This window comes from Mitsuokella sp. AF21-1AC, assembly GCF_003458855.1.
GTDB lineage: Bacteria > Bacillota > Negativicutes > Selenomonadales > Selenomonadaceae > Mitsuokella.
Window position 1 is genome coordinate 115017 of sequence record NZ_QRVW01000001.1, and the last position, 15020, is coordinate 130036.

Below are 15020 nucleotides of genomic sequence, written 5' to 3' on the forward strand. Positions count from 1 at the left end.
CATCATGGCAGTACAGTATCGCTGGGCCACGCTTGGCTGCGGCGTCATCGGGCATCAGCTGGCCGAGGCCATGCAGAAGCTTGGCGGCAATCTCTACAGCGTGGGAAACCGGACGTATGAGAAGGGCCTGGCCTTTGCGGCAGAATACGGCATCCCAAAAGTCTATCGCACGCCGGAGGAAATCTTTGCCGACGACGATGTCGATATCGTCTACATCTCGACGCCGCACAACACGCATATCAAATACCTGCGCCAGGCTCTGGCCGCCGGCAAGCATGTGCTGTGCGAAAAATCCATCACGCTCAATGCGGCGGAGCTCGCGGAGGCCGTGCAGCTGGCGAGAGAACACCATGTGGTGCTGGCGGAAGCGCAGACCATCTACCATATGCCCATCTATCGCGTGCTCAAGGAACGCATGGAAAAGGGCGAGTTCGGCCCCCTGCGCCTGCTGCAGATGAATTTCGGCAGCTACAAGGAATACAACATGAAGAACCGTTTCTTCAACCGCAGTCTGGCGGGCGGCGCTATGCTGGATATCGGCGTCTACGCACTGTCGTTCGTGCGCTGGTTCATGAGCTCGTGTCCGCATGAGATCCTCTCCCAGGTCAAGTATGCGCCGACGGGCGTCGATGAACAGGCGAGCATCCTCTTGAAGAATGAGCAGGAGGAGATGGCGACGGTTATCCTGTCCCTGCACGCCAAGCAGCCAAAGCGCGGCACAATCTCCTTTGACAAGGCCTATATCGAGCTTTACGAGTATCCGCGCGGCGACAAGGCCGTCATCACCTGGACGGAGGACGGCCGTAAGGAAGAAGTGACAGCGCGTGATACGGCCGATGCCCTGACTTATGAAGTGCGAGATATGGAGCAGGCCGTAAGCGGGGCTGAGAATACCATGCACCTTGATTATACGGTCGATGTCATGGATATCATGACGAAGATTCGTCAGGACTGGGGCATGAAGTATCCCGAAGAAAAATAAACACGATATAGAGACAAAAAAGTCCTCGCAGACGGCAATCCGCGAGGACTTTTTATCAGGAATGAGAAAATTTTTGACGGACTTCTTCATAATCGGGGATGGAGGATTGCGCACCGGGACGCGTTACGGCAATGGAGGCTGCTTTGGCGCCAAAATCGATGGCCGGTGCGAAATCCCTGCCATCAAACTGACTGATGAACGAAGCGAGGAAACAGTCTCCGGCGGCCGTCGTATCGACCGCTTTTACCGGATAAGCCGGGAATTCCCGCATGCCGCTCTCCTGAAGGAGAAGCGTGCCTTGCCCCCCAAGGGTCACCATGACATTCCGGACGCCCAGCGCATGGAGCTTCTGTGCCGCCCGTATGATTTCCTCCCGGCTGCCCGTGGGCATGCCAGTCAGAACAGACAGTTCGGTTTCATTGGGCTTGGCGATATCGACGAGCGGAAAGAAATCGGCCGGTATGTCCCGCATGGCTGGCGCAGGGTCCAGGATGAAGAGCTTTCCCTTCTGACGGCAGAGCTTTGCGGCCTGCTGGACAATGGGGAAGGGAATCTCCAGCTGCATGACGACGGCATCGGCCTGCTCAAAGAGATCGATGTGGTCGAGCAGCAGGGATTCATCGAGATCGTGATTGGCACCGGCAATCACCGTGATGTAATTCTGTCCCTGCCCGTCAATCTCGATGAAGGCTTTGCCGGTTTCCCGGTCAGACAGGCGGATGCCGCTCGTGTTCACGCCGGCTGTTTTGAGGTTTTGCACGAGCATCCTGCCGAACGGATCATCGCCGACAGCGCCGATCATGGACGTCTTTACCTTCATTCGGGCCAGTGCGTAGGCCTGATTGGCACCTTTGCCGCCAGGGACCATTTTCATGCTTTGTCCCATGACGGTTTCGCCAGCCGCCGGACGGCGGCTGGTATAGACGTCAAAATCCATGTTGAGACTGCCGATGACCAGTACATTATTCATGATGGATTCCTCCTTTTTCCATAAAGCGAATCTGAATCTCTTCGCGGTATGATTCCAGCAGATTCCGCTGGGGCAGTGAGGGCTGAACGCCGGGACCCGCGATGCAGAGACCGGCACTGTAGGTACCGAAGCCGATGGCCGTTTCTATGGACATGCCCTCGCTGAGACAGACGGCCAGTGCGCTGATGAAGGCATCGGCACCGCCTGTCGTGTCGACTGGCTGGATGTCCATGGCAGGGAAGTATTGATGTCCCCCCTGGTGGCAGAACAGGCAGCCATCGGCTCCCAGTGTGATGATGACATGTTTCACACCGGCCTGCAGGAAGTACAGTGCTTTTTCCTCCAGCGAGGACGGTCCCGGTATTAGTGTCTCGATTTCCCGGCGGCTGGGGATGAGATACGTAATGACGGGCAGCAGCGCGGCGGGAAGACTGCGGATATTCGCCGGCTTGACGAGAACCGGGACGCTTTTTCGCTGGCAGATCTGCAGGGTTTCTTCGATAGCTGACATGGGGATTTCCGTGGACAGCAGGCAATAATGCGCACCGTCAAAAAGCGTTTCCTGTGCCGCGATGTGTTCCCGGGTCAGCAGGCTGTTGGCACCTGGGTAGATGACAATGCTGCTATCGCCTTTGGCCGTGACGTTGATATAGGCCGTGCCGGTATCGAGTGCGGCATCGAAGGAAACACCCGTACAGCCGACATGATTTTTCTGCAGCTCATTGAAAATCGTTTGGGAGGCGGCATCCTTTCCCATCATGCCGATGAGACAGGTTTCCGCACCGAGTCTTGCGGCTCCGACTGCCTGATTGGCCCCCTTGCCGCCAGGAGCCTGCACGACTTTTGACGCCATCAGGTTTTCTCCGGCGGCAGGAAGATGCGGAAGGAAGATATTGCGGTCCATGTTGATGCTGCCGACAACGATGAGCTTCCTGCCAAGGCCCTTTTGAGGCGGTGCGGCGGTACTGCCGCATGGCAGGAGCTGTATCATTTGTTCATCATCTGCGGGTACATCTTCGGCACGGACGCCCAGCTGCTCCAGAAGATCGCGGCTTATCTTCGCCGCATAAGCCGTCCAGTCCATCCAGGCCATGGTGATTCTGGCAGCTTCCTTGTCAGCTTTTTCCACGCCGCTGAGACAGGCCAGCGAGATATCCTGCGGCACGCGCAGCCCGTGGCTGCGCAGCACTTCCCGTACCAGGACGGCCGTTTCAAGGTCGGAGCAGAGGATGGCTGTACATTCCTTGGGCAGCCAGAACGTCAGGGCGTTTTTGAGGACCTCGGAGGAAAGGACTGTTCCTGCCTGCTGATGCGCTTCCCGGAAGGCCTGCTCATACCCTTTTTGCCAGAGACTGGTACCGTCCCGGGCAAGGCCGAGAATGTGATGATGCCCGAGTGCGAGCAGGTATTTGGTCATGCGGTAAGCTGCCTGTTCTTTGATTGATGGCAGGGAAATCATCGTGGGATCTTTTTCGCCTGCCAGCCAGAAAACAGGAAGGCCGGATTCGGCAAGCGGCTTGAGCAGCAGCGGAGGGTCCTTGGTCAGTGCGAGGACCGCTTCGGCATGCTGCTTTTTTATGTTGTCCGTGAGAGGCGTTTGATAATCCGGATGATAGGGAAACACCATAAGGGAGTAGCCGGTCTGCATGAAGGCCTTTGTTAGGGCCGACAGGAAACGCATGGTGTCTGTGCTGCTGATATCGGTTGCGACGCCGATGATCCTGCTTTGGCGTTCATGTTCCTGGAGAATCTTTTTATAGGGCTGATACTGATATTTTTCGATGACGGCCAGGACGTTCTGCCGGGTGATGTCGCGTATGCCGCTGTCTTTGTGATGGATGACCTTGGATACAGTAGCTGGTGATACGCCGGCTAGTTCAGCAATATCCTTGATGTTCAAACTCTCACGCTCCTTTCTTTTTATTTTTTTGAGAAATAGTTTTCGTAAAACTGTTTCTCAAAGTGATGATATTATTATATAACCGTATTCGTGTTCTGTCAATTCTTTATTATTGATTGTATTTATTTTTTCTTATACAAATAAAAAGCCCCCATGAACCGGCTGGCTCATGAGGGCTCGTTCAAACGTATGGGAGATCACGCGTAATACATGCTGGCGCTGATGGAGTTGGCAAGCTCTTCCTTGCTCATATCCTTGAGGTTTTTCTTTTCCTGCTCGTAGGAGCGGATGCGGTTCTTGATGAACTGCGTATCGATGTTGCCCGTGCGGAAATAGATATCCTTGAGGATCTTCTTGTGCAGGGATACCGTCGTCTTGACGCCGTCGATGCGGAATTCGTTGAGCGCGCGCTGCATGATCTTGATGGCGTCGCCGCGCGTGCGGCCGTGCACGATGATCTTGGCAATCATGGAATCGTAATACGGCTCGATGGCAAGACCGGCCGTCACGCCGCTGTCGAAGCGGACACGCGGGCCGCTCGGCTCATGCATGAAGTTGATCTGGCCCGGCGACGGCATGAAATTGTTGTCCGGGTCTTCGGCGTTGATGCGGCATTCGATGGCATGACCGCTGAAATGCACATCGCGCTGGACGAAGTCGAGCGGCTCGCCGGCGGCGATGCGGATCTGCGTGCGCACGAGATCGACGCCCGTGACGGCTTCCGTGATGCCATGCTCCACCTGGATACGCGGATTGATCTCCATGAAGTAGAATTCGTTGTTCGAGAGGTCGAGCAGGAATTCCACCGTGCCGATGTTGGAGTAATGGACGCTCTTGGCGGCTTTGACCGCGAGGCTGCCGACGCGCTCGCGCATGTCCTGCGTCAGGGCGATGGACGGCGATTCCTCGAGGAGCTTCTGGTTGCGGCGCTGGATGGAGCATTCGCGTTCGCCGAGATGCAGCACTTCGCCGTAGTTGTCGGCGACGATCTGCACTTCGATGTGGCGGGAGCGTTCGATGTAATGCTCGAAGTAGTACTTCGTCTTCGTGACATCGACGAGATAATCGAGGATGTTGCGAAGATCTTTTTCGTCATGGGCGACACACATGCCCTTGCCGCCACCGCCGGCTACCGGCTTTAAAATGACGGGGTAGCCGACCTCGGCTGCTGCCTCGATGGCCTCCTCCTTGCTTGTGAGCGGATCGCTGCCCTTGGCCATCGGGATGCCCGAAGGCGCGATGGAGGCGCGTGCCACGTCCTTGTCACCGACAAGACGGATGGTTTCCGGCATCGGGCCAATCCAGGTCAGGCCGATGCTCGTGACCTGCTCGGCAAAATCGGCATCTTCCGACAGGAAGCCGTAGCCCGGATGGATGGCGTCAGCATCCATATCGATGGCGGCGCGCAGGATGGCGGTTTTGTTGAGGTAGCTGTCCGCGGCGTCCGCACCGCCGACACAGACCTTGTGGTCGGCCAGCTGCACGTGCAGGGCGTTTGCATCCGCTTCCGAGTAAATGGCGATGGTTTCGATGTCGAGTTCCTGGCAGGCGCGAATAATGCGAACGGCAATTTCTCCGCGGTTCGCAATAAGAATGCGTTTGAACATGGAATGACCTCCCTTGGTTTACAATATATCATCATTTCGTCATATTTCATCGTTATTCGTTAAATATCAGATGTTATAACCTGCTGCTAATTTACGAACATGAATAGATTCTAGCATATGTGTCTGAGAATTGCAATGATAACTTTTGTATATTGGTGTAATGCCATGAAAGAATAATTAATACATGTATACAAAGCGCAGATGGCAGGTACAAAGCATTCAATGGTATAATGAAAGCAGCATTTCTTTTTGAACACGGAGGAAGATCATGACCGATATCGTAGCGGAAAAGCTCAAGCTGCTGCCGGACAGTCCCGGCGTTTACATCATGAAGGACGATCACGGGCGCATCATCTATGTGGGCAAAGCAATCGTGCTCAAGAACCGCGTGCGGCAGTATTTCCAGAATAACCGCAGCCATACGCCGAAGGTCCGGGCCATGGTTTCCCATGTTGCGGATTTTGAGATCATCATGACGCATTCCGAGGTCGAGGCACTGATCCTCGAGTGCAATCTCATCAAGAAGCACCGTCCACGCTATAATATCAGCCTTAAGGACGACAAGAGCTATCCGTATGTCAAAGTCACGGTGAATGAGGAATATCCGCGCGTCTTCCTGACGCATCGCGTGCAGAAGGACGGGGCCCGTTACTTTGGGCCGTATACGAACGTCACGGCCGTGCATGAGAGCCTGAAGCTGCTGCGCCGCCTGTTCCCGCTGCGCACCTGCCGCCATCTGCAGGAGCGGCCGTGCCTGGAGTACCATATCCGCCGCTGCCTGGCGCCGTGTGCGGGCAAGGTAACGAAGGAAGAATACGCGGCGATGATCCGCGCCGTGCTGCTCTTCCTGGAGGGACGCACGGAGGATGTGGAACGCGAGCTCTCGCAGCGTATGGCCAAGGCGGCAGAGGCGTATCACTTCGAAGTGGCCGCGCGCCTGCGCGACCAGCTGCAGGCCGTGCGCAAGGTCGCGGAAAAACAGAATATCGTCACGGGCTCGGGCAATCAGGATGCCGTCGGCATGGCCCGTTCGGAGGTCGGCGTCTGCGTGCAGATCTTTTTCATCCGTGCCGGCAAGATGATCGGGCGCGAGCATTTCCTGCTGCAGGGCAGCGAGGAGGAGAGCGACGAGGATATTCTCACGGCCTTTCTGCAGCAGTATTACCACCGCGCGACATTCATCCCGCAGGAAGTCCTGCTGCCGCTTGAGCTGCCGGCAGCGGAACGCGAGCTGCTCGAAGCCTTCCTGCAGGAGAAAAAGCGGCAGGGCAGGGTCAGCCTGCTCTGCCCGAAGCGCGGCACGAAGCACGATATCGTGGCGATGGCTGCCGGCAATGCTGAAAAGTATCTGTCAGATGAGGCCGCACGCATCAAGCGGGCCAATGAACAGACCCTGGGGGCCGTGGAGGAGCTCGGGCGTTACCTCGGCCTCAAGACGCCGCCCAATCGCATGGAATGCTTCGATATCTCACACATCCAGGGCTCGGAGACCGTGGCCTCGATGGTCGTCTTTGAGGGCGGGCTGCCGAAGAAATCGGATTACCGGCGGTTCAAGATCCGCAGCACCGAGGGCAAGCCGGATGACTTTCTGTCGATGCGCGAAGTGACGACACGCCGGTATGTCGGTCTGCCCGAGGATGAGCTGCCGGACCTCATCGTCATCGATGGCGGCAAGGGACAGCTTTCGTCGGCGCTCGAGATCATTCGCGGCGCCGGTCACAAGGATGTGCCGGTCGTGGGCCTTGCCAAACAGTTTGAGCTTGTCTTTACCGAGGGCAATCCCGAGCCCGTCGTTCTGCCGCGCCACAGCCAGGCGCTCTATCTCATCCAGCGCATCCGCGACGAGGCGCACCGCTTTGCCATCACGTATCACCGCAAGCTGCGCGGCAAGCGCAATCTCGTCTCGGTCCTCGACCATATCGTCGGCATTGGTCCGAAGCGGCGGCAGGCTCTGCGCGCGCATTTCGGCTCGCTCGCGCGCATCAAGGAAGCCGGTGTGGAGGAACTGGCCGCGGTGGAGGGCATGAATAAGCCGGCGGCCGAAGCTGTCTATCAGTTCTTCCAGACCCAGAAGGAATGGCGCGGCGGCCATGTGACGTTATAATCTGCCAAAATGTGGAGGTGTGCATGATATGATCGATGAACATGAATGGCGCAGCGTCCTGCAGGTCGTGGAAGACGGGACGTTTTCCGCAGCAGCCCGCCATCTCTTTATTTCACAGCCCTCGCTTTCACAGTGCATCAAGAAGATTGAGGGCGAGCTGGGACAGCCCATCTTTGACCGCAGCCAGACGCCGCTAGCGCTGACCGAAGCCGGGCGCATCTACGTGCGGGAGGCCCGCCGCCTGGCTGCCGTGGCGCGGGACATGAAGAAGGCCGTGGAAGATTTGTCGGCCCTGCAGACGGGACGGCTGGTCATCGGCAGTTCGCATACGCGGTCTTTCTGTTATCTCGCGCCGCATCTCGTGGCTTTTCACCGCATGTTCCCGGGCATCGACCTGGAGGTGCTGGAAGGCAGCGTGGTGCAGCTCAAGGAATACGTGCGGCAGGGCAAGGTGGACTTTGCCCTGCTCTATGCGCCTTTGCCGGAACGGGAATTCTCCTTTCTGCCGCTGCTCGATGAGCACGTGTGCCTGGCGATTCCCCAAAATCATCCTTTGGCAGCGCCTTACCACGGGAAACAGCCGCTGACGCGTCCGGTGATATCGTTTTCTGCACTTCAGGGCCTGCCATTCATTCCGCTGAAGCCGCATCGTCAGATGGCATCTGTTTACGAGCAGCTCTGCAGGCAGACGGGGACGCAGCCCCAGGAGGTCTTTGTGGCCGATACGATCATCGGTGCCATGCGGCTGGCCTCACTCGGCATGGGGGCGACACTCGTCACCGATATGATGATGGAGAGGCAGGAGGATCATGAACATCTTTTGTATGTTTCTCTGGCGGAATACGTGGAGCCGCGTCATCTGCTGGCCGGCTATGGCAGCCGTCAGCCGCTTTCGCAGGCGGCACGCGAATTCATACGGCGGCTGCAGGAATCCTGAAGGATTTGCCTAATTTTTCCTATTGATAGCTCGTGTTTTTGCAATTGTATACGGCCATTTATAAGGGGTATTGGAAATTCCAATACCCCTTATAAGCATGTTGTATTTTTCGATAGTTTTTCTTAATGGTAAAATATCCTATAGCAAACAGGGATTCATCGGAACGCGCTGTGTTTGTTTTGCGATGAGAAGCTTAGGAGGAAGAGGCATGTCAAAAGAGATTTCAAGACGTACCTTCATCAAGGGGGCTGCGGCAGCCGGTGTCGTGCTCGCGGCCGGCAGCTATTTCACCTGGAATGGCCGCAATATCCCCGAGAAGGTACAGCAGGGCAATGTGACGTATGATGTATTGATCATCGGCAGCGGCGGTGCCGGGATGCGCGCTGCCTTGGCCGCGGCCGAGGACAAGAACTTGAAGGTGGCGGTGATGACGAAGCTCATCCCGACGCGTTCGGCTTCGACCATGGCGCAGGGCGGCATGAACGGCGTCACGGGGGTCACGGATCCGGCTGATTCCGTGGAATCGCATGTATTTGACACGGTCAAGGGCGGTGATTATCTCAGCGACCAGGATGCCGTGGAATACTTTGCCGAGCGGGCCGGTGCCAATATCTACGAGATGGATTACATGGGGTATCCCTACAACCGTCAGGCAGACGGTTCGTTCCATCAGCGCAAGATGGGCGGCTCATCGCATGCGCGTGCGGCGTATTTCGAGGACCGGGCCGGCCACGCGATGGTGCACACCTTGTTCGAGCAGTGCCTGGCGCACGATATTGATTTCATCTCGGAATGCCAGATGCTGGAGATCTCGATGGGCGGCGAAGACAGGAAACAGCTCAATGGCGTCATTGCCATGGATATGCGGACCGGCAACATCATGGGCATTCCCGCCAAGACCGTTTTGATCGCGACTGGTGGCTATGGCCGTGCCTATTGGATCCGCACGTCCAATCCATACAGTTCCACGGGCGATGGCATCGTGGCCGGCATGAAAGTGGGCATTCCCTTCAAGGATCCTGAGATGGTGCAGTTCCACCCGACCGGCCTGGCCGCCAATGGCGTGCTGCTGTCGGAGTCCAGCCGCGCCGAGGGCGCGCTGCTCATCAACAAGGATGGAGAACGCTTCATGAAGAAGTATGCGCCGGAGCGCATGGAACTTGCCACGCGCGATATCGTCGCCCGCGGCATCGCGACAGAGATCGAGGAGGGACGCGGCATCGGCGAGGGCATTCATGCCGGCGTTTATCTCGATTTCACGAAAATCCCGCCTGAACGCATCCGTGAACGCCTCGGCCAGGTCTATGATCTCGCGCGCCGCTTTGCCGGTGTCGACATCACGAAGGAACCGGTGCTCATCAGTCCGACCTGCCATTATTCGATGGGCGGCCTTGAGATGGCGGATTTCCATACGGGAGAGTCACGCGTGCCGGGCATCTATGTGGCTGGTGAATGCAGCTGCGTTTCCATCCATGGCGCCAACCGCCTCGGTGCCAACTCGCTCTCGGAGGTGCTGGTCTTTGGTCATACGGCTGGCGATGGCGCAGCGGCTTATGCGAGGGAGCATGCGTACGCGGGTTCTCAGCAGGATCTGCAGGCAGGTTGCCAGAAATGGCTCAATCACTTCGACGAAGTCACGCACCGCGCTCATCTCGGCAATTACACCGTGCCGGAGCTGCGCGATGCCATGGTCAATACCATGTGGTTCAAGGTCGGCGTGTTCCGGGATGAGCAGCATCTGCAGGAAGCGGCCCGGGAGCTGGAAGCGCTGGAGCAGGCATATCAGTCCGTGTATGTGGGGGACACGTCGCATGTCTACAATACGGCGTTTGAACAGTATGTGGAACTCGGCAATCTGCTTCAGGTCTCTCATGCCATCGTGCAGGGTGCCATCGCCCGCAAGGAAAGCCGCGGCGGTCATTCGCGCCGTGACTATCCGCAGCGCAACGACAAGGATTTCCTCAAGCATACCCTGATCTTCAAGGACGAAAATGGCTGGCGCACGGAATACAAGGACGTAGTCATCACGAAGTATCCGCCGAAAGAAAGGAAGTACTGATATGGACGCCAAACTCAGAATCCATCGTTTTGTCGAGGGGCGCAAATGGGTCCAGGATTATACGGTCACGGTCCGGACGGGCATGACCATCCTGGAAGCCCTGACGGAAATCAAGGAACATCAGGACCCGACGCTTTCCTTTACGTGCTCCTGCCGCTCGAGCATCTGCGGGGCCTGCGCCGTACGCGTCAACGGCAATGCGGAGCTTTCCTGCGAGATCCTTGTGGAGAAGCTTTTGGAACGCTATGAGACGGATACGCTGACTGTGGAACCTTTGGGGAATTTCCGCGTCATCCGCGACCTCATCGTCGACTGGGATCCCAAGTACGCCCGTTTGAAGAAGGTCCATCCGACGCTGCAGCCCAAGCCTGAATTCACGGCGGAGACGGGATGCAAACAGTCGCCAGCTGATTTTGACAAATACAAGAAATATGCCGGCTGCATCCTCTGTGGTTCCTGCGTATCGGAATGCAACAAGAATGCCTTGAACCAGAAGGATTTTCTGGATCCATTCGCCTTTGTCAAGGCGGAGAAACTCGTGGCGGACAGCCGGGAACGCAGCCCCGAGGAGCATCTGAAAGCCGTCATCGATGCCGGACTCTGGCGCTGCTTCAACTGCCAGGAATGCACGGCCAAATGCCCGAAGGGATTGGATCCTGCCGGTGCCATCGAGAAACTCAAGGCGGAAACGTTCCGCCATGGCCTGGCGGATAACGTGGGAGCCAAACATGCCAAGGCGATTTACGATGACATCCAGGAATCGGGCACGCTCGATGAGTCGAAGCTCAATATCAAGTCCGAGGGCTTCTTCCTGGCCTCGCTGCGCGCTCCCATGGCCCTGCGCCTCATGCATGTCGGCAAGATGAATCCGCTTGAGAAGCATCCGGTCAATCCGGAAATCGATACGGTCCGCAAACTCGTGAAGACCGCAGAAGCTGCTTCAAAAGAGGAATGAGAAAGAGAGGAATAGACCATGGAATTTGCATTATTTCCCGGCTGTGTCCTGAAGGGAGCGGCAGCGGAAGCCGAGCAGTCGCTCTATAAGGTTTGTGAGGCTCTCGGTATCGGCTTGACGGAAATCCCGAATTGGACCTGCTGCGGCGCCTCGCATGCCCAGGGCGTCAACGATCTGGCGGCGCTGGCCGTCAATGCCCGCAATATCTCGATTGCCGAGCATATGGGCCTCGATATCATGACGGTCTGCAATACCTGCACGCTGCAGCTCCGGACGGCGAAATACCGCCTGGATCACGATGAGGCCCTGAAGGAAAAAGTCAATGCACTGCTGAGGGAAGCCGGCCATCCATATCCCTATCAGGGAACGAGCAAGATTACGCATTTCCTTTGGGTGCTCGATGAACATCCGGAGCTCCTGGCAGGCAAGGTCACGGATGCCCTGCATGGCATCCGGGTTGCTTCCTACTATGGGTGCCATATCCTGCGCCCGCAGGAAATCATGGATCATGGCGACGGCAAGCATCCCGCTTACTTTGAGCGCCTGGTGCGGCGCCTCGGCGCGGAGCCCGTCTGGTTTGACGCCAACCGCCTCTGCTGCGGCTTCCATGCCCAGCTGGCGGCGGAGCATGATGTGCTCGTGCGCACGGGCCAGATTGTGCAGAGTGCAGATAAGGCCGGTGCCGATGTCATCGTGACGCCATGCCCGCTCTGCCAGATGCAGCTCGATATGTATGAACCAGAGGGACGCGACGCCGTTCATTCGCAGGCGGAAATCCCCATCCTGCATTTGCAGCAGCTTATCGGTTTTGCCCTGGGCATGAGCCGGGAGGACATGGGCTTTACGCGCCATGTTTCTGCGCAGCGCAAGTGGAAGGTAGGCTGACAGCAGCCTGATGCCTTGTCGTGTGATGGATCATCATGGAAAATCTTATCATCGGAATGCCTGCTTTCTTCCAGAAAAACGTGTATAATGAAGACAGGTTTTCCCTAGAGAAAGGAATCTTCCATGAAACAAAGCGAAAAACGAATCGATCTTCACGTCCATTCGCTCGTGTCGGATGGCAGCTATACACCGGCCGGTCTTGCGAAGCTGGCCAGGGAGCGCGGCCTGTCCGGCTTTGCGCTGACGGACCATGACAATATTGCAGGCGACGCAGAAGCGGCTGCCGCTGCGCAGCAGGAGGGGATTGACTTCATCCCGGGCATGGAGCTCACGGTGGAATTCGAGAACCGCAAACTGCACATCGTCTGCCTTGGCTTTGATGCCGCGCAGCCGGATTTCCAGTCCCTTTACCGCCGGATGCGGGCGACGAAAGAGGCAAAGATTGCAGAAATCATTCAATACATTGCGCAGAAGGGCATCGACATCTCACTGGAGAAGGTTCAGCCGTTTGCCTACGGGCGGACGATTGACCGCTATGCCATTATGCGTTATCTCGTTTCGCTGCATCTTTACGATCATGCACAGCCGCTCTGGGACAATTATCTGGATCCGGCCGTGCGCCTGCTGGACCTTGAAGTCAATATCACGGCAGAGGAGGCCCTGCCCGTCATCCACAAGGCGGGCGGTGTGACCTCGCTGGCACATTTCCATAAGAACATCGGGTTCAAGGGACTTTCGCGCCTCGAGCAGGAAGCCGCCATCCTGCGCCTCCATCAGCTCGGACTCGACGGCATGGAGCGCTGGTATCCGAATTATACAGCAGAGGATGCCGCCTTTGCCGGCTATATGATTGAAAAGTACGAACTGCTGCCGACGGGCGGCACGGATTTCCATGGTTCGAACCGTCCGGAAATCGAGCTTGGCACGGGCCTCCATGACAACATCGCCATTCCGTATGCCTATCTTGAGGGCGTTCGCGCAGCCTGCAAGAAAAAATTTGAGCTGGAGAAGGAAAAACAGGCTGGTAGGGCGAATTAACTAAGTGTGAAATTCTTTAGGATGTTCATGTTTCGCAGAGCGCGTTTCCGTTCTCTGCGGGACATTTCACGATTCATCACAGATGATGAGAATTTCCATTTGTGGATATCTTAATGATAAGGAGGCTGAACTATGAAAGTTTGGGTTTGCACGGTTTGTGGCTGGATTTATGATGAGGCCAAAGGTGATCCGGATTACGATCTCGCACCGGGTGTACCGTTCGCTGATCTGCCGGATGATTTCGTCTGCCCGCTCTGCGGCGTAGGCAAGGATATGTTCGAGGAGCAGTCCTGACGATTTGCCATCTCCTTTTGGAGGTGGCGGGGAGTCAGGATGGCTCCCTTTTTTGTCTGCTTGTCCTTTTGCGTATGGATAGGCATTCCAATAAGTATGGCTAATGATTCGATAAAATGTACACAAAATCCATTGATTTTTGACAACCATTTTGCTATAATTTACACGTAATGAATCATAAATCTGATGCATAACGTGTGGGCATTCCGAAAGTGGTTTCCTGCCCTTGTGCGCAGAAGAACGCTTTCAAGTCATAAGGAGGCAATTTATTATGAAGGTAACAGTTGTTGGCGCAGGTAATGTTGGTGCAACGGTCGCAAACGTGCTTGCCACGAAGAAGTTCTGCAGTGAGGTCGTTCTCGTTGATATCAAAGAGGGTGTTCCTCAGGGCAAGGCCATGGATATCATGCAGACGGCTCATATGCTGAACTTTGATACGACGGTAACGGGTGTTACGGCTCTGCCGAACGATCCGGAAGGCTATGCTCCGACGGCTGGTTCTGACGTCATCGTTGTAACCTCCGGCATGCCGCGTAAACCGGGCATGAGCCGTGAAGACCTCATCGGTGTCAACGCCAAGATTGTCAAGAGCGTTGTTGACCAGGCCCTCAAATATTCTCCGAACGCTTACTTTATCATCATCTCCAACCCGATGGATGCTATGACGTTCCTGACGCTGAAAGACACGAAGCTTCCGCGCAACCGCATCCTCGGCCAGGGCGGTATGCTCGACAGCAGCCGTTTCCGTTATTTCCTTGCACAGGCTCTGACGAAAGCCGGCTATCCGGCTACGCCGGCTGATGTTGATGGCATGGTCATCGGCGGCCACAGCGACAAGACGATGGTTCCGCTCGTCAGCTATGCAACGCTGCGCGGCATCCCTGTAACGCAGCTCCTCAGCAAGGAAGCTCTCGACGATGTCGTTGCCAACACGAAGGTCGGCGGCGCTACGCTGACGAAGCTCCTCGGCACGTCCGCCTGGATTGCACCGGGTGCTGCTGCTGCTACGATGGTTGAGGCCATTGCTCTCGATGCCAAGAAGCTCATCCCGTGCTGCGTATACCTCGATGGCGAGTATGGCGAGAAGGATCTCTGCATCGGCGTACCGTGCATCCTCGGCAAGAATGGCCTCGAGAAGATCGTCGAGATCAAGCTCGATGGCGACGAGAAGGCCAAGTTCGAGGAAAGCGTCCAGGCTGCTCGCAACACGAACGCAAAACTCGGCGATGCACTCAAATAATTGCCCTTTGGCCAGTTTGTCACTGGCATGATAAAAGCCTCCGCTTCGG

General features: G+C 56.5%; 12 protein-coding genes. 9 read left to right on the forward strand and 3 right to left on the reverse strand.

Annotated features, from left to right (window positions below; genetic code table 11):
• The first annotated feature begins 4 nt into the window (after window positions 1-4).
• Window positions 5-982: a Gfo/Idh/MocA family protein gene (locus tag DWX75_RS00565; protein ID WP_118013870.1), complete on the forward strand. Its 978-nt coding sequence runs from the start codon at window positions 5-7 to the stop codon at window positions 980-982.
• A gap of 55 nt (window positions 983-1037) precedes the next feature.
• Here DWX75_RS00565 and rbsK read toward each other — a convergent pair whose 3' ends face one another.
• From rbsK to DWX75_RS00580, 3 genes are all read right to left on the reverse strand, one after another.
• Window positions 1038-1952, reverse strand: coding sequence for a ribokinase (gene rbsK, locus DWX75_RS00570; protein ID WP_118013872.1), 915 nt, complete (start codon window positions 1950-1952; stop codon window positions 1038-1040).
• A complete protein-coding gene (locus tag DWX75_RS00575) occupies window positions 1945-3852 on the reverse strand; it encodes a PfkB family carbohydrate kinase (protein ID WP_118013874.1) in 1908 nt (635 codons plus the stop codon). The genes rbsK and DWX75_RS00575 overlap by 8 nt, the downstream gene beginning before the upstream one ends.
• Window positions 3853-4049: 197 nt before the next feature.
• The gene (locus DWX75_RS00580; protein ID WP_118013876.1) at window positions 4050-5459 is read right to left on the reverse strand and encodes an acetyl/propionyl/methylcrotonyl-CoA carboxylase subunit alpha; all 1410 of its coding nucleotides are present in this window, start codon (window positions 5457-5459) and stop codon (window positions 4050-4052) included.
• Window positions 5460-5727: 268 nt separating this feature from the next.
• On the opposite strand from DWX75_RS00580, the gene uvrC reads away from it, so the two are divergent.
• From uvrC to DWX75_RS00620, 8 genes are all read left to right on the forward strand, one after another.
• Window positions 5728-7563: an excinuclease ABC subunit UvrC gene (gene uvrC / locus DWX75_RS00585; RefSeq protein WP_118013878.1), complete on the forward strand. Its 1836-nt coding sequence runs from the start codon at window positions 5728-5730 to the stop codon at window positions 7561-7563.
• 28 nt (window positions 7564-7591) lie between these two features.
• Window positions 7592-8500, forward strand: coding sequence for a LysR family transcriptional regulator (locus DWX75_RS00590; RefSeq protein WP_118013880.1), 909 nt, complete (start codon window positions 7592-7594; stop codon window positions 8498-8500).
• Window positions 8501-8708: 208 nt separating this feature from the next.
• The gene (locus DWX75_RS00595) at window positions 8709-10559 is read left to right on the forward strand and encodes an FAD-binding protein (protein ID WP_118013882.1); all 1851 of its coding nucleotides are present in this window, start codon (window positions 8709-8711) and stop codon (window positions 10557-10559) included.
• A 1-nt stretch (window position 10560) separates the two neighbouring features.
• Complete coding sequence (locus DWX75_RS00600; RefSeq protein WP_118013884.1) at window positions 10561-11514, forward strand: succinate dehydrogenase/fumarate reductase iron-sulfur subunit; 954 nt, start codon at window positions 10561-10563, stop codon at window positions 11512-11514.
• Between the two features lie 18 nt (window positions 11515-11532).
• Window positions 11533-12399, forward strand: a complete 867-nt coding sequence (locus tag DWX75_RS00605; protein ID WP_118013886.1) for a CoB--CoM heterodisulfide reductase iron-sulfur subunit B family protein — start codon at window positions 11533-11535, stop codon at window positions 12397-12399.
• Window positions 12400-12522: 123 nt separating this feature from the next.
• Window positions 12523-13437, forward strand: a complete 915-nt coding sequence (locus DWX75_RS00610) for a PHP domain-containing protein (protein ID WP_118013888.1) — start codon at window positions 12523-12525, stop codon at window positions 13435-13437.
• Between the two features lie 132 nt (window positions 13438-13569).
• On the forward strand, window positions 13570-13731 hold the full coding sequence (locus DWX75_RS00615) for a rubredoxin (protein ID WP_118013890.1): 162 nt from the start codon (window positions 13570-13572) through the stop codon (window positions 13729-13731).
• A gap of 271 nt (window positions 13732-14002) precedes the next feature.
• Window positions 14003-14971 carry a malate dehydrogenase gene (locus DWX75_RS00620; protein ID WP_118013892.1) on the forward strand — a complete coding sequence of 323 codons (969 nt, stop codon included), beginning with the start codon at window positions 14003-14005 and terminating at the stop codon, window positions 14969-14971.
• Window positions 14972-15020: the final 49 nt, after the last annotated feature.

Coding starts and splice junctions, on each gene's coding strand:
- DWX75_RS00565 (WP_118013870.1), top strand. CDS start 5: ATGGCAGTACAGTATCGCTGGGCCACGCTTGGCTGCGGCGTCATCGGG.
- rbsK (WP_118013872.1), bottom strand. CDS start 1,952: ATGAATAATGTACTGGTCATCGGCAGTCTCAACATGGATTTTGACGTC.
- DWX75_RS00580 (WP_118013876.1), bottom strand. CDS start 5,459: ATGTTCAAACGCATTCTTATTGCGAACCGCGGAGAAATTGCCGTTCGC.
- uvrC (WP_118013878.1), top strand. CDS start 5,728: ATGACCGATATCGTAGCGGAAAAGCTCAAGCTGCTGCCGGACAGTCCC.
- DWX75_RS00590 (WP_118013880.1), top strand. CDS start 7,592: ATGATCGATGAACATGAATGGCGCAGCGTCCTGCAGGTCGTGGAAGAC.
- DWX75_RS00595 (WP_118013882.1), top strand. CDS start 8,709: ATGTCAAAAGAGATTTCAAGACGTACCTTCATCAAGGGGGCTGCGGCA.
- DWX75_RS00600 (WP_118013884.1), top strand. CDS start 10,561: ATGGACGCCAAACTCAGAATCCATCGTTTTGTCGAGGGGCGCAAATGG.
- DWX75_RS00605 (WP_118013886.1), top strand. CDS start 11,533: ATGGAATTTGCATTATTTCCCGGCTGTGTCCTGAAGGGAGCGGCAGCG.
- DWX75_RS00610 (WP_118013888.1), top strand. CDS start 12,523: ATGAAACAAAGCGAAAAACGAATCGATCTTCACGTCCATTCGCTCGTG.
- DWX75_RS00615 (WP_118013890.1), top strand. CDS start 13,570: ATGAAAGTTTGGGTTTGCACGGTTTGTGGCTGGATTTATGATGAGGCC.
- DWX75_RS00620 (WP_118013892.1), top strand. CDS start 14,003: ATGAAGGTAACAGTTGTTGGCGCAGGTAATGTTGGTGCAACGGTCGCA.